Source organism: Citrobacter sp. CK198 (assembly GCF_030333295.1).
Classification (GTDB): Bacteria; Pseudomonadota; Gammaproteobacteria; order Enterobacterales; family Enterobacteriaceae; genus Citrobacter_B; species Citrobacter_B koseri.
Genome location: NZ_JAOWGE010000006.1, coordinates 99310 through 124402, shown reverse-complemented (window position 1 = coordinate 124402; position 25093 = coordinate 99310). Strand labels below are relative to the sequence as shown.

The 25093-nt window shown below is 52.4% G+C and carries 21 protein-coding genes, 1 rRNA gene and 1 pseudogene; 10 read left to right on the top strand and 13 right to left on the bottom strand.

The genetic code is table 11. The features are described 5' to 3' along the window. Positions 1-73: ribosomal RNA gene (gene rrf / locus OGY62_RS23340) — 5S ribosomal RNA — on the top strand; the annotation flags it as partial. A 115-nt stretch (positions 74-188) separates the two neighbouring features. On the opposite strand, the gene mobB is transcribed toward rrf, so the two are convergent. Continuing rightward, positions 189-692: a molybdopterin-guanine dinucleotide biosynthesis protein MobB gene (mobB, locus tag OGY62_RS00560; RefSeq protein WP_081353214.1), complete on the bottom strand. Its 504-nt coding sequence runs from the start codon at positions 690-692 to the stop codon at positions 189-191. Continuing rightward, positions 689-1273 (bottom strand): molybdenum cofactor guanylyltransferase MobA, encoded by a 585-nt coding sequence (mobA, locus tag OGY62_RS00555; RefSeq protein WP_198447992.1) that lies wholly within the window; start codon positions 1271-1273, stop codon positions 689-691. The genes mobB and mobA overlap by 4 nt, the downstream gene beginning before the upstream one ends. A gap of 68 nt (positions 1274-1341) precedes the next feature. Here mobA and OGY62_RS00550 point away from each other — a divergent pair, with 68 nt between their 5' ends. The 3 genes from OGY62_RS00550 (at position 1342) to dsbA (ending at position 3324) form a co-directional block, all read left to right on the top strand. Next, positions 1342-1611, top strand: a complete 270-nt coding sequence (locus tag OGY62_RS00550; protein ID WP_012133952.1) for a YihD family protein — start codon at positions 1342-1344, stop codon at positions 1609-1611. 76 nt (positions 1612-1687) lie between these two features. Beyond that, entirely contained in the window at positions 1688-2674 is a 987-nt protein-coding gene (locus tag OGY62_RS00545) for a serine/threonine protein kinase (RefSeq protein ID WP_112001472.1), read from the top strand. A 26-nt stretch (positions 2675-2700) separates the two neighbouring features. Then, positions 2701-3324, top strand: a complete 624-nt coding sequence (gene dsbA / locus OGY62_RS00540; protein ID WP_012133950.1) for a thiol:disulfide interchange protein DsbA — start codon at positions 2701-2703, stop codon at positions 3322-3324. A gap of 12 nt (positions 3325-3336) precedes the next feature. On the opposite strand, the gene yihG is transcribed toward dsbA, so the two are convergent. Next, entirely contained in the window at positions 3337-4272 is a 936-nt protein-coding gene (gene yihG, locus OGY62_RS00535; protein WP_047459928.1) for a 1-acylglycerol-3-phosphate O-acyltransferase, YihG family, read from the bottom strand. 363 nt (positions 4273-4635) lie between these two features. On the opposite strand from yihG, the gene polA reads away from it, so the two are divergent. Beyond that, positions 4636-7422 (top strand): DNA polymerase I, encoded by a 2787-nt coding sequence (gene polA / locus OGY62_RS00530; protein WP_286458847.1) that lies wholly within the window; start codon positions 4636-4638, stop codon positions 7420-7422. Positions 7423-7588: 166 nt separating this feature from the next. Further along, complete coding sequence (gene spfP / locus OGY62_RS23335) at positions 7589-7636, top strand: small protein SpfP (RefSeq protein ID WP_071892919.1); 48 nt, start codon at positions 7589-7591, stop codon at positions 7634-7636. 287 nt (positions 7637-7923) lie between these two features. Here spfP and yihA read toward each other — a convergent pair whose 3' ends face one another. Continuing rightward, positions 7924-8556, bottom strand: a complete 633-nt coding sequence (yihA, locus tag OGY62_RS00525) for a ribosome biogenesis GTP-binding protein YihA/YsxC (protein WP_110494846.1) — start codon at positions 8554-8556, stop codon at positions 7924-7926. Between the two features lie 240 nt (positions 8557-8796). On the opposite strand from yihA, the pseudogene OGY62_RS00520 reads away from it, so the two are divergent. The 3 genes and pseudogenes from OGY62_RS00520 to hemN all read left to right on the top strand — a co-directional run bounded on the left by OGY62_RS00520 (position 8797) and on the right by hemN (position 11271). Beyond that, positions 8797-9021, top strand: a pseudogene (locus tag OGY62_RS00520) (hypothetical protein). 178 nt (positions 9022-9199) lie between these two features. After that, the gene (yihI, locus tag OGY62_RS00515; protein ID WP_012133944.1) at positions 9200-9709 is read left to right on the top strand and encodes a Der GTPase-activating protein YihI; all 510 of its coding nucleotides are present in this window, start codon (positions 9200-9202) and stop codon (positions 9707-9709) included. Positions 9710-9897: 188 nt separating this feature from the next. Then, a complete protein-coding gene (gene hemN, locus OGY62_RS00510; protein WP_071259434.1) occupies positions 9898-11271 on the top strand; it encodes an oxygen-independent coproporphyrinogen III oxidase in 1374 nt (457 codons plus the stop codon). A gap of 90 nt (positions 11272-11361) precedes the next feature. Here the strand turns inward: hemN and OGY62_RS00505 are convergent, their stop codons facing one another. The 4 genes from OGY62_RS00505 to glnA form a co-directional block, all read right to left on the bottom strand. Beyond that, positions 11362-11472, bottom strand: a complete 111-nt coding sequence (locus tag OGY62_RS00505; protein ID WP_096753919.1) for a YshB family small membrane protein — start codon at positions 11470-11472, stop codon at positions 11362-11364. 111 nt (positions 11473-11583) lie between these two features. Beyond that, positions 11584-12993, bottom strand: coding sequence for a nitrogen regulation protein NR(I) (gene glnG, locus OGY62_RS00500; RefSeq protein ID WP_286458845.1), 1410 nt, complete (start codon positions 12991-12993; stop codon positions 11584-11586). A gap of 11 nt (positions 12994-13004) precedes the next feature. Next, complete coding sequence (glnL, locus tag OGY62_RS00495) at positions 13005-14054, bottom strand: nitrogen regulation protein NR(II) (RefSeq protein WP_047459914.1); 1050 nt, start codon at positions 14052-14054, stop codon at positions 13005-13007. 279 nt (positions 14055-14333) lie between these two features. Then, positions 14334-15743: a glutamate--ammonia ligase gene (gene glnA, locus OGY62_RS00490; protein WP_024130676.1), complete on the bottom strand. Its 1410-nt coding sequence runs from the start codon at positions 15741-15743 to the stop codon at positions 14334-14336. Between the two features lie 377 nt (positions 15744-16120). Here glnA and typA point away from each other — a divergent pair, with 377 nt between their 5' ends. Further along, positions 16121-17944, top strand: coding sequence for a ribosome-dependent GTPase TypA (typA, locus tag OGY62_RS00485; RefSeq protein ID WP_012133937.1), 1824 nt, complete (start codon positions 16121-16123; stop codon positions 17942-17944). Positions 17945-18055: 111 nt separating this feature from the next. Here the strand turns inward: typA and ompL are convergent, their stop codons facing one another. The 5 genes from ompL to yihS form a co-directional block, all read right to left on the bottom strand. After that, positions 18056-18748: a porin OmpL gene (ompL, locus tag OGY62_RS00480; protein ID WP_024130675.1), complete on the bottom strand. Its 693-nt coding sequence runs from the start codon at positions 18746-18748 to the stop codon at positions 18056-18058. Between the two features lie 88 nt (positions 18749-18836). Continuing rightward, positions 18837-20231 carry an MFS transporter gene (locus tag OGY62_RS00475; RefSeq protein ID WP_012133935.1) on the bottom strand — a complete coding sequence of 465 codons (1395 nt, stop codon included), beginning with the start codon at positions 20229-20231 and terminating at the stop codon, positions 18837-18839. Between the two features lie 45 nt (positions 20232-20276). Further along, positions 20277-21659 carry an MFS transporter gene (locus OGY62_RS00470; protein WP_012133934.1) on the bottom strand — a complete coding sequence of 461 codons (1383 nt, stop codon included), beginning with the start codon at positions 21657-21659 and terminating at the stop codon, positions 20277-20279. Positions 21660-21704: 45 nt separating this feature from the next. Further along, positions 21705-23729: an alpha-glucosidase gene (locus tag OGY62_RS00465; RefSeq protein ID WP_286458844.1), complete on the bottom strand. Its 2025-nt coding sequence runs from the start codon at positions 23727-23729 to the stop codon at positions 21705-21707. A 110-nt stretch (positions 23730-23839) separates the two neighbouring features. Beyond that, a complete protein-coding gene (yihS, locus tag OGY62_RS00460) occupies positions 23840-25081 on the bottom strand; it encodes a sulfoquinovose isomerase (RefSeq protein WP_047459905.1) in 1242 nt (413 codons plus the stop codon). Positions 25082-25093: the final 12 nt, after the last annotated feature.

Here is a 25093-nt window from a genome sequence, read left to right as displayed (position 1 = left end):
ACTCAGAAGTGAAACGCCGTAGCGCCGATGGTAGTGTGGGGTCTCCCCATGCGAGAGTAGGGAACTGCCAGGCATCAAATAAAGCAAAAGGCTCAGTCGAAAGACTGAGCCTTTTTGCGTTCATGCGTCCGGGTGCAGCCGGATGGCGGTGTGAACACCTTATCCGGCAAACCTGTGCCGCCCGTGTACTATCGTCCCAGCCAACGCAAAACAAATGTAGCGATCTGTGGTATATCATTGATATCTAATAGCGGGACATCCAGGGAAAGCGGAATGTCGCTGGCGACGGCGATCACATGCTCATCAATGGTCAGCTCCTCCACTTCATGCCCACACCCCTGTCGGAATAACAAGATCTTCGCCACCGCTTCGTGCTTAAAACCTTCAACAAGCACTATATCCAGCTTGGAAGCATCCATTCGACTCACCAGATACGTTAAATCCAGCTCAGGTTCTTCCGGTGTTTCTGTCATCAGCGCCCAACGTTGCCGACTGGCGACAAGCGTTTGTGCTGCGCCTGCCTTGCGTAACTCGTAACTGTCTTTGCCGGGCTTATCTACGTCCATATTGTGATGGGTATGTTTAATTAATCCTGGGCAAACCCCTCTGGCGCATAACGCTGGAATCAATTTCTTGAGCAGCGTAGTCTTACCGGTGCCGCTCCATGCGGCTATGCCGAGTAGTGGGATCATGATTTCTCCTGCCATCTGGCGAGTTCTTCCGGCGTATTCACATTCACAAATGCCTGTTTAAAATCACTGAAATCAACAGCATGACCACCGGCCTGGCGCATAAAGACCATGACCCGCCGTTCACCTGACCGGAGATACTCCTGTAAGAAAGGTGCTACGGATCGATTAACCAGTGCAATTGTCGGGTGGTCCCGCTCGCCGTCGTGAACCCATACGACAGGCGCGTTATTACGCTGAGCTTTTAAACGCGCAACCAGATTGCGGGGAATGTAGGGCGTGTCACAAGGGCAAAACAGAAACCAGTCTCCCTTCTCTTGCTGTAAAACAGACAACATACCCGCCAGAGGCCCCGGAAAATCGGCCAGTGAATCGGGGATCACTCTCAGACCGCTTTGTTGATAAATATCCTGATGGCGATTCGCGTTAATCACGACGGTTTCAAGCTGAGACGCCAGCGTATCAGCAACATGCTTCCAGAGCGGTTTGCCATCCAGCTCAAGCAGACCCTTATCTGCCCCCCCCATTCGCCTGGCCTTACCGCCTGCCAGCACAACCCCCGTTATTGCACTCTCCAGATTCACTGATATCGCCTCTTTTATTGTGGGATTGACCCTGCTAACGTATCTACATCAAATTAAGGAGCACAGCCATGAAATGTAAACGCCTGAATGAAGTCATTGAACTCCTGCAACCAGCCTGGCAGAAAGAGCCCGATCTTAATCTGCTGCAATTTTTACAGAAACTGGCGAAAGAGTCAGGTTTTGACGGCGAACTGGCGGATTTAACCGACGACATTCTGATCTATCACCTGAAAATGCGTGACTCCGCAAAAGATGCGGTGATTCCTGGTATTCAGAAAGATTATGAAGAAGATTTCAAAACGGCGCTATTACGCGCACGCGGCGTGATTAAAGAGTAAAACCTTGTAAGCGGCGCCACCGAAATCGCCACAAAATGATATCCTGAATCATTCGTAGTATTTTCCGGATGATGGGATGAACGATAACGCTTTTACTTTCCAGACATTACACCCGGATACCATCATGGATGCGCTGTTTGAACAGGGAATCCGGGTGGATTCCGGTCTTACCCCGCTCAACAGCTATGAGAACCGCGTCTATCAGTTTCAGGACGAAGACCGTCGGCGCTTTGTCGTTAAGTTTTATCGCCCTGAGCGTTGGTCTGCCGATCAAATACGGGAAGAGCATCAGTTTGCACTGGAACTGGTAAAAGATGAGGTGCCGGTCGCGGCGCCGCTTGTCCTCAATGGGCAGACGCTACTGAACCACCAGGGATTCCACTACGCGATTTTCCCAAGCGTCGGCGGGCGACAGTTCGAAGCGGATAATATCGATCAGATGGAAGCGGTAGGGCGCTATCTGGGTCGCCTGCATCAGACCGGGCGTAAACATTCTTTTGCCTTCCGGCCGACAATGGGCCTGGAAGAGTATCTCATTGAACCTCGCAAACTTTTCGAAGGCGCATCACTGATTCCCGCAGGGCAAAAAGCGGCTTTCCTGAACGCGACGGACACCCTTATTGCCGCCGTTACCGAACGTTGGCATACCCGTTTTGAGACGCTGCGTTTACACGGGGATTGCCATGCCGGAAATATCCTCTGGCGTGATGGCCCGCTGTTTGTTGATTTAGATGATGCCCGCAATGGCCCTGCCGTTCAGGATCTGTGGATGCTGCTGAATGGCGATAAAGCCGAGCAGCGGATGCAGCTTGAAACGATTATCGAGGCTTATGAAGAAGTTAGCGAGTTTGATATTGCTGAAATAGAACTTATTGAGCCTTTACGCGCGATGCGTTTGGTTTATTATCTTGCCTGGCTGATGCGTCGCTGGGCTGATCCTGCGTTTCCTAAAAATTTCCCGTGGTTAACCGGGGAAGATTACTGGCAACGGCAGACTGCGACATTTCTTGAGCAGGCAAAAGTGCTGCAAGAACCCCCTTTACAATTAACGCCAATGTATTAAACGGACACATCAGGAGAGAGTTGATCATGAAAAAGATTTGGCTGGCGCTGGCTGGTATGATTTTAGCTTTTAGCGCATCGGCAGCGCAGTTCAGTGATGGTAAGCAATACATCACACTGGATAAGCCCGTTGCTGGCGAGCCTCAGGTTCTGGAGTTTTTCTCCTTCTACTGCCCGCACTGCTATCAGTTTGAAGAAGTGCTGCACGTTTCTGATAACGTGAAGAAAAAGCTGCCTGAAGGCACCAAAATGACCAAATACCACGTTGAGTTCCTGGGCCCATTGGGTAAGGACCTGACGCAGGCATGGGCTGTGGCGATGGCACTGGGCGTAGAAGATAAAATCACTGCGCCGATGTTTGAAGCAGTACAGAAAAACCAGACCGTTCAGTCTGCTGCCGATATTCGCAAAGTATTCGTTGATGCGGGTGTGAAAGGTGAAGACTACGATGCGGCATGGAACAGCTTCGTGGTGAAATCACTGGTTGCGCAGCAAGAAAAAGCGGCCGCTGATCTCCAGCTTCAGGGTGTACCGGCGATGTTTGTAAACGGCAAATATCAGGTTAACCCGCAAGGGATGGATACCAGCAGCATGGATATCTTCGTACAACAGTACGCCGATACCGTGAAACATCTGGTTGAAAAGAAATAAAAAAATCGCCGGTCATTGACCGGCGTTTTTGTTTTCCGCTTTAATCTTTTCTATCTGTTCGTCTTTTTCATTCCAGAGTGCATTCAACCAAAGCTGGAAACGGCGTTTGAATCCTTTGTCGTTCACATAGTCACCGTGCAGCTCTTCTTTAATCGGCTCCAGATCGATACGTACCACGATGCGCGTCAGTTTACCGCTCAACATATCGTAGAATGGTTTCCGATCGTTTTCCGGGTAGCAGAGGGTAACGTTGAGCAGCTTATCGAACTGAGACCCTAATACGTTTAGCGCCATCGCGATCCCCGCCGCTTTTGGTGGGAGAAGGTTTTTATATGGCGAGCGAGTTTGCCGACGTTTCTCTTCGGTAAAACGCGAACCTTCGACAAAATTTACGATCGTTGTGGGATGCGCGCGAAATTTCTCGCAAGAACGGCGGGTTGTTTCTACATCTTTACCGCGTTGTTCGGGATGACGGAGCAAATAAGCGCGCGAGTAGCGTTTCATAAACGGCATATCCAGCGCCCAGCAGGCCAGGCCGATAAACGGCACCCAGGCCAGTTGCTGCTTAAGAAAGTATTTATTCATTGGAATGTGCTTACGGAACAGAACGCAAAGCACCACGATATCGGCCCAACTGTGATGGTTACAAATAAGCAGATACCAGTTTTTCTTGTTCAGGCCTTCCAGCCCTTCCACGTCCCATTTAAGCCACGGATTGAGATGTAGCAGTAGCGCTAACCCTTCACACCAGCAGTACATCATGAAATTACAAAAAACGGATACCTTGCGCCAGACGACAGGAATGGGCAAAAGGAGCTTCACGATCCCGGCAAGGATGATCGGCACAGAACAAAAAATAGTGACCAAAATGGTCAATACGATACTCAGCAACAGCGTTATCGCAGCGAGTATTCTTGTCATAATTAAATTATTCAACGGGTTAGCCATAAATAGTGCGCGAAAGAGACGCAAGGGGCTGATTTTATCAGAAAACGCATCAAATGACGGGTCTTAGCGAAACAGAAAAAATATTGATATCTATCCACACACTGAGATAACGCTAAATAATGTGATAAAGTTCTGGTGATTTAATTAATATATTGAAAAATAAGAACAAGTTTAATGAAAATTAAATCATCAGGATGAAATTAAATGAAATGTAATAATTTATGCACAAAGTTATCCACAGCTCGCTTTGCGAGCGATCCAGAAGATCTACAAAACTTTTTCGACAAATGCGGCGAAAAACTCATGTTTTCATCCTGTCTGTGGCATCCTTTACCCATAATCTGATAAACAGGCACGGACATTATGGTTCAGATCCCAGAAAACCCACTTATCCTTGTAGATGGCTCATCTTATCTCTATCGCGCGTATCACGCCTTTCCTCCTCTGACGAACAGCGCAGGGGAGCCTACAGGGGCGATGTACGGTGTTCTCAACATGCTGCGCAGCCTGATTATGCAGTATCAGCCGACGCATGCCGCAGTGGTATTTGATGCCAAGGGTAAAACCTTCCGTGATGAGTTATTTGAACATTACAAATCGCATCGCCCGCCGATGCCTGATGACCTGCGTGCGCAGATTGAACCGCTGCATGCGATGGTAAAAGCGATGGGCCTGCCGCTGCTGGCTGTTTCGGGCGTGGAAGCGGACGACGTTATCGGTACGCTGGCGCGTGAAGCCGAGAAGGTGGGCCGTCCGGTGCTGATCAGCACCGGCGACAAAGATATGGCCCAGCTGGTGACGCCAAATATCACGCTGATTAATACCATGACCAATACGATTCTGGGCCCGGATGAGGTCGTGAACAAGTACGGTGTTCCACCCGAATTGATCATCGATTTCCTGGCGCTGATGGGCGACTCTTCCGATAACATTCCTGGCGTGCCGGGCGTGGGTGAAAAAACCGCCCAGGCGCTCCTTCAGGGGTTAGGCGGACTGGATACCCTGTATGCCGAATCAGATAAAATTGCGGGCTTAACCTTCCGTGGCGCGAAAACCATGGCCGGGAAGCTTGAGCAGAATAAAGAGGTGGCTTACCTCTCTTATCAACTGGCTACCATTAAAACGGATGTCGAACTGGAGCTAAGCTGCGATCAGCTTGAAGTACAACAGCCAGCGGCTGAAGAGTTGCTTGGCCTGTTTAAGAAATATGAATTTAAGCGCTGGACCACTGATGTGGAAGCGGGTAAATGGCTACAGGCGAAAGGTGCGAAGCCCGCAGCAAAACCGCAGGAAACCATTGTTATTGATGAAACGCCAGACGTGCCTGCGACCGCGCTTTCTTACGATAACTACGTCACCATCCTGGATGAAGCGACGCTGGAAAGCTGGATTGAGACGCTGAAAAAGGCGCCCGTTTTTGCATTTGATACCGAAACGGACAGCCTGGATAACCATGCGGCGAATCTGGTCGGTCTCTCTTTTGCTATTGAACCGGGCGTGGCGGCCTACGTTCCTGTGGCGCATGACTACCTGGATGCACCCGATCAGATTTCCCGCGAGCGAGCGCTGGAGCTATTGAAGCCGCTGCTGGAAGATGAGAAGGCGCGTAAGGTTGGGCAAAACCTGAAGTACGATCGCGGCGTATTGCAGAACTACGACATTGAGCTGCGTGGTATTGCTTTTGACACTATGCTCGAATCCTACATCCTGAACAGCGTTGCTGGCCGCCATGATATGGACAGCCTGTCCGAACGCTGGTTGAAGCATAAGACCATCACTTTTGAAGAGATTGCCGGTAAAGGCAAAAATCAGCTGACCTTTAACCAGATTGCCCTGGAAGAGGCCGGACGTTATGCCGCAGAAGATGCGGACGTTACGTTACAGCTGCATTTGAAAATGTGGCCAGAGCTACAGCAGTACAAAGGGCCGCTGAATGTCTTCGAGAATATCGAAATGCCGCTGGTGCCGGTGCTTTCCCGCGTAGAGCGTAACGGTGTAAAAATCGACCCTGCCGTGCTGCATAAGCATTCAGAGGAGATCACGTTGCGTCTGGCGGAGCTGGAGAAGAAGGCGCATGAGATCGCCGGAGAAGAATTTAACCTCTCTTCTACCAAACAGTTGCAAACCATTCTGTTTGAAAAACAGGGTATTAAGCCGCTGAAGAAAACGCCGGGCGGTGCGCCGTCCACCTCGGAAGAGGTGCTGGAAGAGCTGGCGCTGGACTATCCGCTGCCGAAGGTGATTCTGGAATATCGCGGGCTGGCGAAGCTGAAATCGACCTACACCGATAAACTCCCGCTAATGATCAACCCGAAAACCGGGCGAGTGCATACCTCTTATCATCAGGCGGTGACCGCGACGGGGCGTTTATCGTCTACCGATCCTAACCTGCAAAATATTCCGGTACGTAACGAGGAAGGACGCCGTATTCGTCAGGCGTTTATCGCTCCGCAAGATTACGTCATCGCATCAGCGGACTACTCGCAGATTGAGCTGCGTATTATGGCGCACCTTTCCCGCGATAAAGGTTTGTTAACCGCCTTTGCCGAAGGAAAAGATATCCACCGGGCGACGGCTGCTGAAGTGTTTGGACTGCCGCTGGAGAGCGTTACGGCTGAACAGCGCCGCAGCGCCAAAGCGATTAACTTTGGTCTGATCTACGGCATGAGCGCATTCGGTCTGGCGCGTCAGCTCAATATTCCGCGCAAAGAGGCGCAGAAGTACATGGATCTCTACTTCGAACGCTACCCTGGCGTACTGGAATATATGGAACGCACGCGCGCTCAGGCAAAAGAGCGAGGTTATGTTGAAACGCTGGAAGGGCGTCGTCTCTACTTGCCGGATATTAAATCCAGCAATGCTGCACGTCGTGCCGGTGCGGAACGTGCCGCCATCAACGCTCCGATGCAGGGGACGGCAGCAGACATCATCAAGCGCGCTATGATTGCCGTCGATAAATGGCTGCAAGATGAACAGCCGCGCGTGCGTATGATCATGCAGGTACACGATGAACTGGTGTTCGAAGTGCATAAAGATGATCTCGACGTGGTATCGAAAAAGATCCATCAACTGATGGAAAACTGCACGCGTATTGATGTGCCGTTGCTGGTGGAAGTGGGTAGCGGCGAAAACTGGGATCAGGCGCACTAAGGCTTTACTGAATAACGCGCTTTTTTCGTAACTAAGCAACATAAGATAGAACGTTTTGTGATGATCATTAGAATTCCCTATGTAAAGAATGAAAAAAAATTACAAAAAGTGCTTTCTGAGCTGCTCAAAAAAGAGTAAAGTTATTCGCGTAGGGTACAGAGGTAAGATGTTCTATCTTTCAGACCTTTTACTTCACGTAATCGGATTTGGCTGAATATTTTAGCCGCCCCAGTCAGTAATGACTGGGGCGTTTTTTATTTTGCTCGTCATACTTCAAGCTGCATACGCGTTGGCTTCGAATTATTCGGCTCATCCATGAGCCTCACCCTTACGGGCCGCCGCTTCGCGGCGTTCAAATCTGTTCCAGACAGATTTGTCGCTCACCCCAGTCACTTACTTATGTAAGCTCCTGGGGATTTGCTGTGTTGCCGCCTTAGAGCAAGAATAAAGAACTGTAGGCCGGATAAGACGCGCAGCGGCGCCATCCGGCATATCGGTGGGTTATTCCCCGTCCTGCGTCTCTTCCACGGGAGCCAGATCGTTAAACCAGCTATCCAGTTTCTGACGTAATTTATCCACGCCTTGCTTCTTCAGGGAAGAAAACGTTTCTACCTGCACATCGCCGTTAAAGGCCAGTACCGCTTCACGCACCATATTCAGCTGCGCTTTACGTGCGCCGCTGGCCAGTTTGTCCGCTTTGGTGAGTAAAACCAGAACCTGAATGTTGCTCTCTACGGCCCACTGGATCATCTGCTGGTCGAGATCTTTTAACGGGTGACGGATATCCATCAGTATCACCAGGCCTTGCAGGCTCTGACGTTTTTCCAGGTATTCGCCCAGCGCGCGTTGCCACTTACGCTTCATCTCTTCCGGGACTTCTGCATAGCCATAGCCGGGCAGGTCAACCAGACGTTTGCCTTCAACCACCTCAAACAGGTTGATGAGCTGAGTACGGCCCGGTGTTTTGGATGTACGCGCCAGACTCTTCTGATTCGTAAGCGTGTTCAGCGCGCTGGATTTGCCTGCATTGGAACGGCCAGCAAAAGCCACTTCGATTCCGGTATCGGAAGGTAAATGGCGAATATCAGGCGCACTCATCACAAAGTGCGTCTGTTGATAATTCAAATTAGTCAAAGCGGTCGTCTCCGTCAGTCAAAGCTTTGCAGCGATTATACCTGAACAGCGGCAAAAGACGGATTTTTCAGCATGGGGATGTGTGTAAGCTAAAACCATGCTCTTTGTGAGACATTGCCGATTGTTCTTATGCGAAATTTCAGAGTAAGCGCAGGTCGAAAATTAAGATAAAATAATAAAATCATAACGTTATGTTTCAGGCAATATTCTGAAAAGTGGACATTCGCGTTTCGATTACTTGTGCGTTTATGCCAGAAGAGTAAAGTAGCATCCATAGCGAGGAAGCTGTCAGGATTACGACTCAGGATGAGGGTCAGGAGCGCCAGGAGGCGAAGACGCAGGATTTGTCAGGAAGACAAACGTTCGGAGACGTTAGTAAAAGGAAATGGAAACAACACGGAATGTTTCAGGCTAAGGGAAAAACAGGGCGTGTTGGTAGCCAACAGGGATCGTAGAGCCCGTTAGGGTTGTTAGACAGCAAAAAAGGCGACAGATTACTCTGTCGCCTTTTTTCTTTATAGGGTTTCTGCTAGATTCCGCGGCAAATGAAACTCGTCATACTTCAGGTTGCATGTGCGTTGACTTCCTGCAACTCGAATTATTTAGAGTATATACTGACTAAAACAGCCAAAGACGAATCACTATGAAATCAACTTCTACACCACGCGGTAAAGGTCCCGCAAAAGCGCGTCGTAAAACACGCGAAGAGCTGAATCAGGAAGCGCGCGACCGTAAGCGTCAGAAAAAACACCGTGGTCATGCGGCGGGGAGCCGTGCGACAGGTGACAACGCGGCTTCAGGCGGTAAAAACCAGAACAAGCAGAAAGATCCACGAATTGGCAGTAAAACCCCCATTCCCCTGGGTGTGACTGAAAAAGTCACCAAACAGCACAAACCGAAGAGTGAGAAACCTATGCTTTCACCGCAGGCTGAGTTGGATTTACTGGAAACGGATGAGCGCCTGGATGCGCTGCTGGAACGTCTGGAAGCAGGCGAAACCCTGAGTGCGGAAGACCAAACCTGGGTAGATGCCAAACTGGATCGTATTGATGAGCTGATGCAGAAGTTGGGCCTCTCTTATGATGACGACGAAGAAGAGGAAGAGGACGAAAAGCAGGAAGATATGATGCGCCTGCTCCGGGGCGGCAACTAACGGGTTTACACCGTGGGCCTTCCCGTCCTGCTTATAACCCTTCCGGTTGTATGTTATCTGGTGTGGTTATTCGTTAAACTACAGCGGTTGTCGCGGCGACAGAAGTGGCTGCGCAACCGGTTTATTACCCGTAGTGGGGTAAAGCCGGTACGCCGTACCCGCCAGCGACGCCATCGGAAGGAGTGAGCATGTCTGAACAGTTGATAGACTGGGATCTGGCCCTGATCCAGAAATATAACTATTCCGGGCCACGATATACCTCGTATCCCACAGCGCTGGAGTTTTCGGAAGACTACGGCGAAGAGGCATTTCAGCACGCTGTGGCGCGTTACCCTGAACGTCCGCTGTCTCTGTACGTTCATATCCCGTTTTGCCATAAATTGTGCTACTTCTGTGGTTGCAACAAGATTGTGACCCGCCAGCAGCATAAGGCCGACCAATATCTCGATGCGCTTGAACAAGAAATTATTCATCGCGCGCCGCTGTTTGCCGGACGTCGCGTTAGTCAACTGCACTGGGGCGGCGGAACGCCAACGTACCTGAATAAAGCGCAAATCAGTCGGTTAATGACGCTTCTGCGTGGAAACTTTCATTTTAACGACGACGTCGAAATCTCGATCGAAGTCGATCCCCGTGAAATTGAGCTGGATGTGCTCGATCATTTACGCGCGCAAGGGTTTAACCGCCTGAGTATGGGGGTGCAGGACTTCAATAAAGACGTTCAGCGTCTGGTTAACCGCGAGCAGGATGAAGAGTTTATCTTCTCGCTGCTCAATCATGCGCGCGAGATAGGCTTCACCTCGACGAATATCGATCTGATTTACGGGCTGCCAAAGCAAACGCCGGAAAGCTTCGCCTTTACGCTCAGACGCGTGGCAGAGCTGAGCCCCGATCGCCTGAGTGTCTTTAACTACGCTCATTTGCCCACGTTATTCGCCGCTCAGCGCAAAATCAAAGAGGCCGACCTGCCCAGCGCGCAGCAAAAACTCGATATCCTGCAAGAGACCATCTCGTCGCTGACGGAGACGGGCTATCAGTTCATCGGGATGGATCACTTTGCCCGCCCGGATGACGAGCTGGCCGTTGCCCAGCGTGAAGGTGTTCTGCATCGTAACTTCCAGGGCTATACCACTCAGGGCGATACGGACCTGCTGGGGATGGGCGTTTCCGCCATCAGTATGATTGGCGACAGCTACGCGCAGAACCAGAAAGAGCTGAAGCGCTACTATCAGCAGGTGGATGAGCTGGGGAATGCGTTATGGCGCGGCATTGTGCTGACCCGCGATGACTGCATTCGTCGGGATATTATTAAGTCGCTGATCTGCAACTTCCGTCTCGATTACGCAGCGGTTGAACAGCAGTGGGATCTCAACTTCGCGGCGTACTTTGCGGAAGATTTAGCGCTGCTGGCGCCGCTGGCGAAAGATGGGCTTGTGGATGTGGATGATAAGGGGATTCAGGTTACGCCGAAAGGCCGTCTGCTGATCCGTAACATCTGTATGTGCTTTGATGCTTATCTGCGCCAGAAAGCGCGGATGCAGCAGTTCTCACGGGTGATTTAGTGGCGTTGCCCGGTGGCGCTACCGCTTACCGGGCCTACAAGTTAACATCAACCGTAGGTCGGATAAGCGTTAGCGCCATCCGGCACGCATTTAGCTAAACAGCCCAACCAGCGCTGCACACAGCACTGCGGCAACCGCAGTTTGTGGCGTGTGGCTGTCGACCGCTCCGCTCGATACCAGATTGATTAATGATTCCAGCATGATGATTCCCCCTGTTTGCCGGGCATGATCATACTCAACTCATCGGAACAGTAAAGCGCAAAATAACGGCAATTTGCGCTTAAATATTAATCTTTACACAACGACGAATCGTCACTCCATACCCAGCTCTTTTAGCTTGCGAGTCAGGGTGTTACGACCCCATCCCAGCAGCCGTGCCGCTTCCTGTTTGTGCCCCTGGGTATGACGCAGCGCGGTGGTTAACAGCGTACGCTCCAGCTCAGGCTGCGCTTCAGAAAGCAGGTTTTGATGACCGGAACGCAACGCGCGATCCGCCCACTGTGCCAGCAATGTGGCCCAACTGTCTGGCTGTATGTGCGACTGGCTGTCTGGCACCGTGGCTTCAAACAGCTCGCCGGGTAAGTCCTGAATCAGAACCTCCTGTCCGGCGGCCATCACCGTTAACCAACGGCAGGTATTCTCCAGTTGACGCACGTTGCCAGGCCAGGCCAGACGCGTCAGCGCCGCTTCGGTTTCCGGGTGGAGCAATTTGGCTTCGACGCCCAGCTCGCGGGCAGCCACTTGCAGGAAATGCCGCGCCAGGCGTGGAATATCTTCCCGGCGCTCGCGCAGCGGCGGTAAATGTACGCGAATCACGTTCAGGCGGTGGAACAGATCTTCACGGAACTTACCTTCCTGTACGCGTAATTCCAGGTTCTGATGGGTGGCGGCGATAATCCGCACATCAACCTTCACCGGCGCATAGCCACCAACGCGGTAAAACTGCCCATCGGCTAAGACGCGTAGCAAACGCGTCTGCACATCCAGCGGCATATCGCCGATCTCATCGAGAAACAGCGTGCCGCCGTCGGCCTGCTCAAAGCGCCCCTGACGAATGGTATTCGCCCCGGTGAACGCCCCTTTTTCATGACCAAACAGTTCGGACTCGATCAAATCCTTCGGAATAGCCGCCATATTCAGGGCGATAAAGGGAGCTTTTACGCGTGGGCTATGGCGATGCAGCGCATGGGCGACCAGCTCTTTACCGGTCCCGGACTCGCCGTTGATCAGCACGCTGATAGACGAGCGTGAGAGGCGGCCAATAATGCGAAAGACATCCTGCATCGCGGGCGCTTCGCCGATGATATCGGTTGTCGGGCCGTTGATCTGGACATTGCGCGGCTGTTGCTGCTCCTGATAATGGCTGATCGCGCGTTCAACCAGCGCGACCGCTTCGTCAATATCAAAAGGCTTTGGCAGATAATCAAACGCGCCTTGTTGATAAGCGCTGACGGCGGCATCGAGATCGGAATGCGCCGTCATTATGATGACCGGAAGCATGGGGTGACGCTGTTTGATCTGTTTTAACAGCGCCAGTCCGTCCATTCCCGGCATACGGATATCCGACAGCAGGACATCCGGCGTTTTACTCGCCAGCGCATCCAGCACTTCGTTGCCGCTTTCAAATGTGGTGCAATGTAATCCCGCCCCGGCGAGCGCACGTTCAAGCACCCAACGGATGGAACTATCGTCATCGACTACCCAGACTATCCCTCGTTGCATAAACGTCACCTTTATTTCCTGATAGGCAGGTAAACCGAGAACTCGGTATGACCCGGCCAACTGGTAAATTCAATTTTGCCGGAATGCTGATCAATCAAATTACGGGCAATGGATAAGCCCAGCCCGGTGCCGCCTTCGCGACCGCTGACCATCGGGTAAAACAGCGTGTCCTGTAAATGGGACGGAATACCCGGCCCGTTGTCCTCAACGTCGATGCGCGCCGCCAGGCGATAACGCACGCCATGCAGCGTCAGCTGGAATGCGGTACGGGTACGCAGAATGATTTCACCGCCTTCCGGCCCTAACGCCTGTAAAGCGTTACGCACGATGTTCAGCAGGACCTGTTCAATCTGGTCCGGGTCGTGAGGCAGTTCCGGCAGACTGGGGTCGTAATCACGAATCAGCGTGACGTTCTCCGGCAGCTCCATCGACACCAGTGCGACGACGCGTTCTGCGACTTTGTGGATACTCTCCGTGACGTGCATACCCGGCTGTTGCGGCCCCAGCAGTCGGTCAACCAGATTACGCAGCCTGTCGGCCTGCTCAATAATGACTTTGGTGTACTCCAGCAACGCCGGGTCAGGCAGGGCTTTACTGAGCAGCTGGGCCGCGCCGCGTAAACCACCAAGCGGGTTTTTGATCTCATGCGCCAGACCGCGCACCAGGTCGCGGGCGGCGATTTGCTGGGCATGCTGAAGCTGTTCCTGGCTCAGGCGACGCTGGTTATCCATCGGCGCCATTTCCAGCAGGATGAAGTTATCCGGCAGGCGCTGGGCGGTTAGCGAGAGAATATGAGAGCGTCCGTCGATCACCAGCGTGACTTCGTTGTCCGTAAATCCCTGACCCGCTTCCAGGCTTTCGCGCATCAGCCCAATATTTAATGAAAAATAGCTCAACAGCTCAGGCAGCGGAGTACCAAACAGCTTGCGGGCGCTTTGGGCGAGCAGCTGTTGTGCGGCCGGGTTGGCGTAATGCACCGCCAGCTCGTCGTCAACCAGTAAAATGCTGTTGATTAAAGAATTGAGGATCTGCCCAGCATCGGGCTGCGTGCCTGTTGCCATTTAGCAGTCTCCTGGAATAGTTTGCACCAATTTAGTGCATTATAGCTTTTTACGTGTAAAAAGCGCGTGGGATCAGAACGTTGGTGGAGAAAAAAGCCCATCGTGTGATGGGCTACAGATGAGTGGCAAACGTTGTGCCGGATGGCGGCTTTGCCTTATCCGGCCTACAAGGTGATGTTACCGGTAGGCCTGATAAGCTTGCGCCATCAGGCGTCTTATCATTCGCCATCAATCTCAAACCTGCCTGAACAGGCTAAAAGTTCCACGGCAACTCAACGATTAAACGCTGTAGTACAGCTCAAACTCTACCGGGTGCGGCGTCATGCGCACGCGGTCATTTTCTTCAATGCGCAGGGCGATGTACGCGTCGATCGCTTCATCAGTGAACACGCCGCCTGCTTTCAGGAATTCGCGGTCAATATCCAGCTCGTTGAGCGCTTCTTCCAGAGAGCCTGCAACCTGTGGGATCTCTTTCGCTTCTTCCGGCGGCAGGTCATACAGGTTTTTGTCCATCGCTTCGCCTGGGTGGATCTTGTTCTTAATACCGTCAAGACCCGCCATCAGCAGAGCGGCAAAGCACAGGTACGGGTTCGCAGCCGGGTCCGGGAAGCGCACTTCGATACGACGCGCTTTCGGAGAGGCAACAACCGGAATACGGATAGAGGCAGAACGGTTACGGGCGGAGTAGGCCAGCATGACCGGTGCTTCATAACCCGGAACCAGACGTTTGTAGGAGTTAGTGGTCGGGTTCGCCAGGGCGTTGATCGCTTTCGCGTGTTTGATTACGCCGCCGATGTAGTACAGCGCCTGCTCAGACAGACCCGCATATTTGTCGCCGGAGAACAGGTTAGTCCCGTTTTTGGACAGGGACATGTGGCAGTGCATACCGGAACCGTTATCGCCGAACATCGGTTTTGGCATAAAGGTCGCAGTTTTACCGAAACGGTGAGCGACGTTGTGCACAACGTATTTGTAGATCTGAATTTCGTCCGCTTTTTTGGTCATGGTGTTGAAGCGGGTTGCCACTTCGTTCTGACCTGCGGTTGCCACTTCGTGGTGGTGTGCTTCTACAACCAGACCCATTTGCTCCATAACGGAACACATTTCAGAACGGATGTCCTGAGAAGAGTCTACCGGCGGAACCGGGAAGTAACCGCCTTTTACTGCCGGACGGTGACCTTTGTTGCCACCTTCGTACTGGGTGGAGGAGTTCCATGCGCCTTCGATATCGTCGATAGCGACGTGGGAACCGGAGATAGAAGAACCGAAGCGGATATCGTCAAACAGGAAGAACTCTGGCTCTGGCCCGAACAGAACGGTGTCTGCGATGCCGGTAGAGCGCAGGTACTCTTCCGCGCGCTTGGCGATGGAACGCGGGTCGCGATCGTAACCTTGCAGGGTGCCTGGCTCCAGGATGTCGCAACGAATAATCAGCGTAGAATCAGCGTAGAACGGGTCAATGACCGCAGTGGATGCGTCCGGCATCAGAACCATGTCGGATTCGTTGATACCTTTCCAGCCACCGATCGAGGAGCCGTCAAACATTTTGCCTTCTTCAAAGAATTCGGCATTCACCTGATGAGCAGGAATCGTGACGTGCTGTTCTTTACCTTTGGTATCGGTGAAGCGCAAATCAACAAACTTCACTTCATGCTCATTCAGCATCGTCAAAACGTGTTCAGCGGACATACTTAACTCTCCCGGATTGGTCATTGTCGTCGTGGTAACGAAGTCTTCAATTCTGCAAAAATTGGCCGTGTCGCCGTAAAAAATACAAAGCGAAATCTGTGCCAACTTTTAAATTGCCCCTAAAAGGCGTTATCATGCGCACCATCGTGCAAAAGGGCCGCACCATAGTGGATATGTTGCACCAATATAGTGCTTTAATGTGAACATTAAGCACTATATTGGTGCAATGGACAGTGAGTGACCCTTTTAACGCTCCGTGAAAGCGATCACAAAGAAACTCTGCAATACTTGTTTGCGGAGGATCTCTGTGATCCTGTTTTGTAGTGCGATTAATCCGTGTACAATAACGCGCTATTTCTAATGCCTGAGGCAAAGTTGTGATCGAAAATTTGCGTAACATCGCCATCATCGCGCACGTTGACCACGGTAAAACTACCCTGGTCGATAAGCTGCTACAGCAATCCGGTACGTTTGATGCGCGTGCCGAAACTCAAGAGCGTGTGATGGACTCCAACGATTTGGAGAAAGAGCGTGGGATTACCATCCTCGCTAAAAACACTGCTATCAAATGGAATGATTACCGTATCAACATCGTTGATACCCCAGGACACGCCGACTTCGGTGGTGAAGTTGAACGTGTAATGTCCATGGTAGACTCCGTGCTGCTGGTGGTTGACGCATTTGACGGCCCGATGCCGCAGACGCGCTTCGTGACCAAAAAAGCCTTTGCTCATGGCCTGAAGCCGATTGTTGTTATCAACAAAGTTGACCGTCCTGGCGCGCGCCCTGACTGGGTTGTAGACCAGGTATTCGACCTGTTCGTTAACCTCGACGCGACCGACGAACAGCTGGACTTCCCGATCATCTACGCTTCGGCGCTGAACGGTATCGCAGGTCTGGATCACGAAGATATGGCGGAAGACATGACCCCGCTGTATCAGGCGATCGTTGACCACGTACCGGCACCGGACGTTGACCTGGACGGCCCGCTCCAGATGCAGATCTCTCAGCTGGACTACAACAACTATGTTGGCGTTATCGGCATTGGTCGTATCAAGCGCGGTAAAGTGAAGCCGAACCAGCAGATCACTATCATCGATAGCGAAGGCAAAACCCGTAACGGTAAAGTGGGCAAAGTGCTGACTCACCTGGGTCTGGAACGTATTGATAGCGACCTGGCGGAAGCGGGCGATATCATTGCAATCACCGGTCTGGGCGAGCTGAACATCTCCGACACCATCTGCGATCCGCAGAATGTTGAAGCGCTGCCAGCGCTGTCTGTTGATGAGCCGACCGTTTCTATGTTCTTCTGCGTAAACACTTCTCCGTTCTGCGGTAAAGAAGGTAAATACGTGACCTCTCGTCAGATCCTTGAGCGTCTGAACAAAGAACTGGTACACAACGTTGCGCTGCGCGTTGAAGAAACCGAAGATGCGGACGCGTTCCGTGTATCCGGTCGTGGTGAACTGCACCTGTCCGTTCTGATTGAAAACATGCGTCGTGAAGGTTTCGAGATGGCGGTTTCCCGTCCGAAAGTTATCTTCCGCGAAATCGACGGCCGTAAACAAGAGCCGTACGAAAACGTCACGCTGGACGTCGAAGAGCAGCACCAGGGTTCTGTGATGCAGGCGCTGGGCGAGCGTAAAGGCGACCTGAAAAACATGAATCCAGATGGCAAAGGCCGCGTACGTCTTGACTACGTGATCCCAAGCCGAGGTCTGATCGGTTTCCGTTCAGAGTTCATGACCATGACCTCCGGTACGGGTCTGCTGTACTCCACCTTCAGCCACTACGACGATATCCGTCCGGGCGAAGTGGGCCAGCGTCAGAACGGCGTACTGATCTCCAACGGTCAGGGTAAAGCGGTTGCGTTCGCACTGTTCGGTTTGCAGGATCGCGGTAAGCTGTTCCTGGGTCACGGCGCGGAAGTTTACGAAGGCCAGATCATCGGTATTCACAGCCGTTCTAACGACCTGACCGTAAACTGCCTGACCGGTAAGAAACTGACCAACATGCGTGCGTCTGGTACTGACGAAGCAACGGTTCTGGTTCCGCCGATCAAGATGACCCTGGAGCAGGCTCTGGAGTTCATCGATGACGACGAACTGGTAGAAGTGACTCCAACCTCTATCCGTATTCGTAAACGTCACCTGACGGAAAACGATCGTCGTCGTGCAATGCGCGGCGCGAAAGAAGAGTAATACGGGCTTACAAAATCGGCCTGATAACTCCGATTCGTAGGCCGGATAAGGCGTTAGCCGCCATCCGGCAACAAAAAGCCGCTGATTTCAGCGGCTTTTTTATTATCCTGTTCAGAAGAAATATTTTACCCCGACACGAATCTGGTTTTGCTCTCGATGGTAGGGCTCCACATTGCGATCCAACCAACGTAACTCTAAGTACGGCAGCCAGTTCTGGTTAATCCGGTATCTGAAAGTATTGGTAATTTCCCAGTGGTGTTTGGTTCCGTTGCTGCTGTTAAAATCATTCACATTATAAAAATAGTGTGGCTCAAAGGTATAAGAAAATTTATCAGTAATGATGAAATTCCAGTAGTTGCCGATTTCATAGCTATCGTTATTATCTAATTCACCATTTAAATCAGTAGAACTGTAGTTATTATGGTTGTAACGATTACGAACCGTCAGGTTAAACCACGGCGTGAATTTATAATTGACGTCCAGATAAACAGCGCCGCCAGAACCGATGCTTTTATCGTTTATCAGACCACCGGGTTGAATGGTTAACCGGTCCGTCGGTTTAAATAACGGATACCAACCCTCAATTTCATTATAGCCATGCTTTAATTCATCATCACGCTGTAGCGTATAGGTGTTGGTCAACATAATTCCAGCCCCCATATCGGAGTTGTAGCCAACGCGCAGCATGAATTCCATTTGATCGGATGCCAGATTATAGGCCTCGCGGTTTTCCACATAAGCGCCCGCAAAAACAGAAGTGGAGATAACAGAGGATAACAGCATTATTGTGTTCAACGTTTTCATAGTAAATCCATTTTTTAAGCGTAGGGAGCCGCTATCCATCGAAATGGATAGAGCGGCAATTATTTTATTTAATTAGAACAGAGGTTTTTTAATGGCTTACAACGCCGGTTTGTATCGATTGTTTCTTTCGTTGGCTAATTTCCTCAATAATAAAAGCAAAACGTTTTTCATTGAGCTTATAAAAAAAGCCCATTGTGAGTGCGGCGATAATCGCCAGGCCGCATGGCCAGAGAAATATCAACTGACGTAGGCCAAGTAACGTCTCCGCGCTTTGCGCTATGTTCGGCACGTAGCCAATTTGCGTCAGCATAATGCCGGGCAAGAAACCCGCCAGCGCCGCAGAAATTTTTCGTGAGAAGGTATAACCGGTATAGACCGACCCTTCCGCACGAATACCTGTTTTCCATTCGCCGTAATCGACCGTATCGGGAACCAGCGCCCAGTTCAGGCTGTTAACGAACGCGGTGCCGAAAAACGCCATGCAGGAGAAGATCACGAACAGGAAAGAGGTTCCACCCCAGAGAAAGTTCAGCACATCGCCGATAGCCCACAGCGTCAGGCCGCCGAGATAGACCTGCTTTTTCCCAAACCGTTTTACGGTTACGGGCACCAGCAGTACGCCGACCAGAATGCACCCCATACTGAAAAATCCCATCCATGACAGCAAATGGATGTCGTTCAGCACGTACTGGGTGTAATAGACCTGAATCGCCAGTTTGATGTTAAACGCGGCCAGCGTACATAAGTTGGCCACGCAGAGCACCAGCAGCGGCGGATTGCGGAAAATCGCACAGAAGGATTTAAGAATGCTGGGCTTATGGTGGGCCGGAACGATATCGATATACCGTTCTTTCACCCCACTGAAACACCACCACATACTGAACAGGCCGCAAACGGAGAAAATCAGCGCGGCTACCAGATAACCCAGAGAAGATGACTGGGTAAAGAGCGCCTGAATCGGCATAAAGCCAACGGTACACAGCAACAGACCGAGCGTTGCGCCGCCCTGACGCCATGCTGCGAGTTGGGCGCGCTCATGCGGGTTTCTGGTGATAGCGGGCACCATCGCCCCGTATGAGCAATTCATCAGGCTGTAAAACAGGCCAAACAGCATGAACAGTACGGTTGCCAGCGCTGTTTTGACCGTCAGTGTAAAATCGGTGGCGAGAAACTGCGCGCTGGCAACCAGCGCGACAGGAAATGATGCATACAGAATGAAAGGGCGAAACTTACCTTTAGCGCCAATATGACGACGGGAATCCAGCAGCACTCCCGTCAACATATCGGTGAACGCGGTAAAGAATTTCGCCACCAGAAAGATAATCCCACCGTAATATGCGGGCATTCCCAGTTCATCGGTATAAAACTTAAGCAGATACAGCGTACCGATACACAGCATCAAATTTGAGCCGAAGTCACCCATGCCATAGGCATATTTTTCCCGTAGGCTCAGTTTTAGCGTCAGCGGATCATGGTCAGACATAATCGCTCCTCAATAACGCCCCGAAGGGCGCCTTTATTATCGTTGTTAAGCCGTTTGTTTACGGGCTTCTATCTCTTCAACGATGCGGACATACATCTTCTCGTTGAGGTTGTAGAAACATCCCATTGCGATGATGGTTATCACCGCCAGCGCGCACGGATAAATAAAGATCAGCTGCCGCAAACCTTCGACAGTGCCTGCCGATTGCACCACATTGGGCACGTAGCCGATTTGGGTCAGCATCCAGCCGGGGAAGAAGCCCGCCAGCGCCTGAGACACCTTACGGAAGAAGGTAAAACCGGTGTATACCGTTCCTTCTGAACGCACGCCGGTGCGCCATTCACCGTATTCCACCGTGTCGGAGACCAGCGCCCAGTTCAGGCTGTTCACAAACGCTGAACCGAAAAACGCCAGGCAGGAAAACGCGACAAAACTGACCGAGCCGCCGCCAAAGAAGTAGTTGAGAAGATCGCCGATAACCCAAACCAGCAGGCCGCCGATGTAGACCTTTTTCTTGCCGAAGCGTCTTACCGCGCCGGGCATTAAAAAGACGCCGATGAAAATGCAGCCCATGCTGAAAAAGCCCATCCAGGAGAGGAGGATCGGGTCATTCAGTACGTACTGGGTGTAATACACCTGGATCGCCAGCTTAACGTTGAAAGCGCCCAGGGTGCAGAGATTCGCGATACATAAAATGAACAGCGGACGGTTCCCGGCAATGGCGCGAAACGACTGAAGCAGCCCCGGTTTTTCGGTCGCTTCAACCGGTTTTACCTCCACATAACGCTCTTTGACGCCTGCGTAGCAGAGCCACATAAACAGCAGGCCAAACAGTGAGAACAGCGTGGCGGCGAAAATATAGCTTAGCTGTGCGTTCCCTTCGATCAGATTCATCACCGGAACAAAACCGACGGTGCACAGCAGCAGGCCGAGCGTGGCACCGCCCTGACGCCAGGCGGCAAGCGAGGCGCGCTCATCCGGGTTTTTGGTAATGGCGGGCACCATCGCGCCATACGAACAGTTCATCATGCTGAAGAACAGGCCGTACAGCATAAACAGCACCGTCGCCATCACCGTCTTACCGGTGATTTCAAACGGCGTGCCAACAAAGTTGGCGATGGCCAGCAGGGTCACAGGAAACGCGGCATAGAGCACGAACGGACGGAACTTGCCTTTCGGGCCGATTTTACGCCGCGAGTCGAGCATAATCCCGGTGCCCATATCGGTGAAGGCGGTAAAGAATTTGGCGATCAGGAAAATAATACCGCCATACGTGCCCGGTAGACCCAGCACATCGGTATAAAACTTAAGTAAATAAAGCGTACCAATATCCAGCAGGATATTGGAGCCTAAATCACCCATCCCATAGGCAAGTTTTTCTTTAAACGGCAAGCGTAGGGTCGCCGGATTTGATGACGTTTGACTCATTATTTTTCTCCATATGCCCGTGAGTTTCCCCACGGGCGAGCCGTATTAGATAGTGCGTAAAGAGGCAAACAGAGATGCCCACTCGCTCTCTGCACGGTAAAAGACCGGAGGCTTGCCGAGCGGCGCGTCCACGGTAATCTCGCCGCCGCGAAGCGTTTCGCCCGTCCACGCGTTGATCCAGTTATCCTCAGGCAGATATAGCGTCCAGTCGCGGCGTCCTTGTTCGTGGACCGGCGCAACCAGCAGGTCGCGACCCAGCAGATACTGATACTTCAGGGTGTAGGTCTGCGCATCGTCCTCGTAGTGCAGGAACAGCGGGCGCATGACCGGCAGACCGGTTCTGGCGTTCTGCGCCACCGCCTGTTTGAGATACGGTTTCAGGGTGGTAAAGACGGTTGTCATACGGGCAAAGTGGGCGATAGTTTCCGCGTCGCCATCAAACTGCCAGTTATCGCCGGGGCGGTTCCCTTCGTGGGTACGCATCATCGGGGTGAAGGCGCTGAAGTCACACCAGCGCAGCAGCAGCTCTTTACTGCGCTTCATGTCGAACAGGGTGGTATAACCGCCAATATCGCTGTGATGCAGACCGTGACCCGTCATCGCCAGCGACAATGCGGCAGGCACCACGGAGGCGAGACCGTCGTCCAGACTCCAGTCGACGTTCTGATCGCCCGCCCACATCATGGTGGAATATTTCTGGCTGCCGGTATAACCCGCACGCATAAAGAACAGGATCTCGCCCAGCTTGCCGGTCTCTTGTAGCGCTTCGTAGTTACATTTCGCCCACAGCGCCGGCCAGGCGTTATGCATAATTTCCGCGCTGACGCCGTTATGCAGGTAAGTGTCGGTTGGCAGGTATTCCCCGAAATCCGCCATCCAGCCGCCGCAACCCAGCTCAATCATGTTTTTCTTGATGACATTCTTGAACCAGTCATAGGCTTCAGGATTGGTCAAATCCACGACGCCGCCATAAAACTCGCCGAACTCAACCAGATAGTCATCGCCCGCAGCGTCTTTTGCCAGATAACCGTGTCTGGCCGCTTCGGCACAAAGATCTTTATCGCTGGCGACGTAAGGATTGATGTAGGAGAGGAACTGCACGCCTTCTTCTTGCCATTGTTTGATACGGGTATCCAGCTGCGGATAGTTGTCGCTGTTCCACTTCCAGTTCCACATCACGCGTTTGCCGAAAGAGGTCATGCGGATGCCGGACCAGTCCTGCGCCCAGATGCCATTCACCTTCACGCCTGCGTTGCGCATGGTGTCCAGCTTCTGCTGGCAGACGTCGGTGCCGCCCTGAATGCCGAGCGTCACGCCGTCGTAAACCCAGTCCGGCAACACCGGCTGGCGGCCTAACAGCGCCGTCAATTTTTCCAGCAGGGCGATGTAGCTGTCGGCGCATTCAAAACGCAGGGTGGCGTTGTCTTCCCATAGCGCCAGCTCATGGTATTCCGGCGCGCTAAAGTCGAAATTCATGTAGCAGCTGTTATCGACGTGGCAGTAGTACTTTTGCGTGCTGACAAAAGTGGGCTGTGGGAAAAAGGTCCAGTAGTAATCCCCGCCCGCGTTTTCTTTGCAGTCCGCCTGCCAGGTGACATAGCTGTTTTTGTTACGCCCGACGCCTTGTTCGCTGGTCCAGAGCGGGAAAGGCTTGCCGCGCAAATCGAAATAAGAGAACTGTTCGCCGCAGCCATAGATGTGATCTTCTGGCTGGGCGGCCAGGCGTAACCAGATGCGGTTATGGGTAAGAGCGCTGTTTTGCAGTTTCAGCGTCAAGCGGCCCGCCTCATCGGTGGCGATGTGTAACGCCGCGCTGATGGCATCGCCGCGATTGAAATGGATCAACCAGCCATCCGGGGACTGGCTTATCGTTGCGTCAGTCAGAGCGATTTTCTCATTCAGCTTATCTTTTATGCTGAAATTACCGCGAAACATGTCGATATCGGCGACGCCGGCGCCGATCCACAGGCAGGGATTTTCTGCGCTGTGGGATAGCAGCAGACAATCTTGCCAGCTCAGGGTGAAGCCGTCATCGGTTGTTGTCAGGGTGATATTGTGTAGGGTATGCATAAGTTTTCTATCCTCAATGTTGCCGGACGGCAGCGCTCTTGCCTACGGTTAGCACGGCGCTCGTCGGCCGGATAAGACGCCTTAACGTCGCCATCCGGCATGTCATATTGTTATTTCGCGTTGCTATCCAGCAGGCCCGCAGCAACGGCGGGTGCCAGCCCCGGCGCCAGCGGCAGGCGCGGGATCACCAGGCAGTGCAGCAGGTGGTAAATATCCTGCTTGCCGTCCCACACTTTGGTGGTCACCTGGTTATTGGTATCCAGCTCCTGCCACCACGAACCGTTCTCGTAGTCCATCAGATAAGTGATGCAGTAATCCCACCACTTCTGATACCAGGCTTCGTATTGGCTATCGCCGGTGAGGGTATACAGGGCGTAAGCGGTGCCCATTGCTTCCACAATCGGCCAGCGTACTCTTTCTCGTACAATCGGTTTGCCGTCCCAGTCCACGGAGTAGACGAAGCCGTCTGCGCCATCGGGCGCCCAGGCGTCGCGAAGGGTGGCGTGGAATAACCCTTTGGCATCTTCCAGCAGCCAGGCGGGCGGAGTTTCAAAACGCGCTTCCAGGGCCGCATGCAGGTGCAGCATCAGGCGACCCCACTCGATCCAATGCCCCGGCGTGCCGCCGTAAGCGCGGAAACGGTGGGCAGGGTTATCTTTGTTGTAATCGCGGATGGGGTTCCACTGCGCATCGAAGTGCTCGTTGACGCGGTAGTCGCCGTTGCGGGCCACATCGTGAATAATGACGGAGGCGATGCGCAGCGCGCGGTCGAGCCATTTACGATCGTGGGTCACGTCGTACACGATCAAAAAAGCCTCTACGGCATGCATGTTGGCGTTGCCGCCACGGTAATCTTCGGTCTGGCTGAAGGCTTCGTCCCAGGACTCCAGGCACATTTGCTCCTCTTCGCTCCAGAAGTATTTTTCGATGACCTCGATCGCGTCATCCAGCAGTTTTCTGGCCTGTGGATGGCCCGTGGTGACGGCGCTTGCCGCCCCTAACAGGACGAAGAAATGCTGATATCCCTGTTTGGAGGCGTCCATCACGCCTTCATCGTTTACACAGGCATACCAGCCGCCGTAGCGCCGATCGCGTAACGCGCCGTTCAGCGCGTTAATACCATGGTCGACTAACTGATATGCGCCCGGACGGCCCATCGATGCGGCAACGGAATAAACGTGCAGCATACGGGCGGTAATCCACAGGTGCGTACCCATCTCCGCTCTGATCTGTCCCTGGTTTCCCAGCCAGCCGAAACCGGTAGGTACTGCGGATTTTTTCCCAAAGTCAAAAATGCGATCGGTTTCTTGCTCCAGCCAGCGGTTGTGGCTCAACGTGTTAAACCATTTCATGCTTTCATCCTC

What these genes read in the sequence shown, in the direction of transcription:
- yihG (WP_047459928.1), bottom strand. Translation starts at nt 4,272, where the DNA reads ATGGCTAACCCGTTGAATAATTTAATTATGACAAGAATACTCGCTGCG.
- ompL (WP_024130675.1), bottom strand. Translation starts at nt 18,748, where the DNA reads ATGAAAACGTTGAACACAATAATGCTGTTATCCTCTGTTATCTCCACT.
- OGY62_RS00550 (WP_012133952.1), top strand. Translation starts at nt 1,342, where the DNA reads ATGAAATGTAAACGCCTGAATGAAGTCATTGAACTCCTGCAACCAGCC.
- yihS (WP_047459905.1), bottom strand. Translation starts at nt 25,081, where the DNA reads ATGAAATGGTTTAACACGTTGAGCCACAACCGCTGGCTGGAGCAAGAA.
- OGY62_RS00475 (WP_012133935.1), bottom strand. Translation starts at nt 20,231, where the DNA reads ATGTCTGACCATGATCCGCTGACGCTAAAACTGAGCCTACGGGAAAAA.
- OGY62_RS00505 (WP_096753919.1), bottom strand. Translation starts at nt 11,472, where the DNA reads ATGCTGGAATCATTAATCAATCTGGTATCGAGCGGAGCGGTCGACAGC.
- glnG (WP_286458845.1), bottom strand. Translation starts at nt 12,993, where the DNA reads ATGCAACGAGGGATAGTCTGGGTAGTCGATGACGATAGTTCCATCCGT.
- OGY62_RS00465 (WP_286458844.1), bottom strand. Translation starts at nt 23,729, where the DNA reads ATGCATACCCTACACAATATCACCCTGACAACAACCGATGACGGCTTC.
- mobB (WP_081353214.1), bottom strand. Translation starts at nt 692, where the DNA reads ATGATCCCACTACTCGGCATAGCCGCATGGAGCGGCACCGGTAAGACT.
- polA (WP_286458847.1), top strand. Translation starts at nt 4,636, where the DNA reads ATGGTTCAGATCCCAGAAAACCCACTTATCCTTGTAGATGGCTCATCT.
- glnL (WP_047459914.1), bottom strand. Translation starts at nt 14,054, where the DNA reads ATGGCAACAGGCACGCAGCCCGATGCTGGGCAGATCCTCAATTCTTTA.
- hemN (WP_071259434.1), top strand. Translation starts at nt 9,898, where the DNA reads ATGTCTGAACAGTTGATAGACTGGGATCTGGCCCTGATCCAGAAATAT.
- OGY62_RS00470 (WP_012133934.1), bottom strand. Translation starts at nt 21,659, where the DNA reads ATGAGTCAAACGTCATCAAATCCGGCGACCCTACGCTTGCCGTTTAAA.
- glnA (WP_024130676.1), bottom strand. Translation starts at nt 15,743, where the DNA reads ATGTCCGCTGAACACGTTTTGACGATGCTGAATGAGCATGAAGTGAAG.
- yihI (WP_012133944.1), top strand. Translation starts at nt 9,200, where the DNA reads ATGAAATCAACTTCTACACCACGCGGTAAAGGTCCCGCAAAAGCGCGT.
- dsbA (WP_012133950.1), top strand. Translation starts at nt 2,701, where the DNA reads ATGAAAAAGATTTGGCTGGCGCTGGCTGGTATGATTTTAGCTTTTAGC.
- OGY62_RS00545 (WP_112001472.1), top strand. Translation starts at nt 1,688, where the DNA reads ATGAACGATAACGCTTTTACTTTCCAGACATTACACCCGGATACCATC.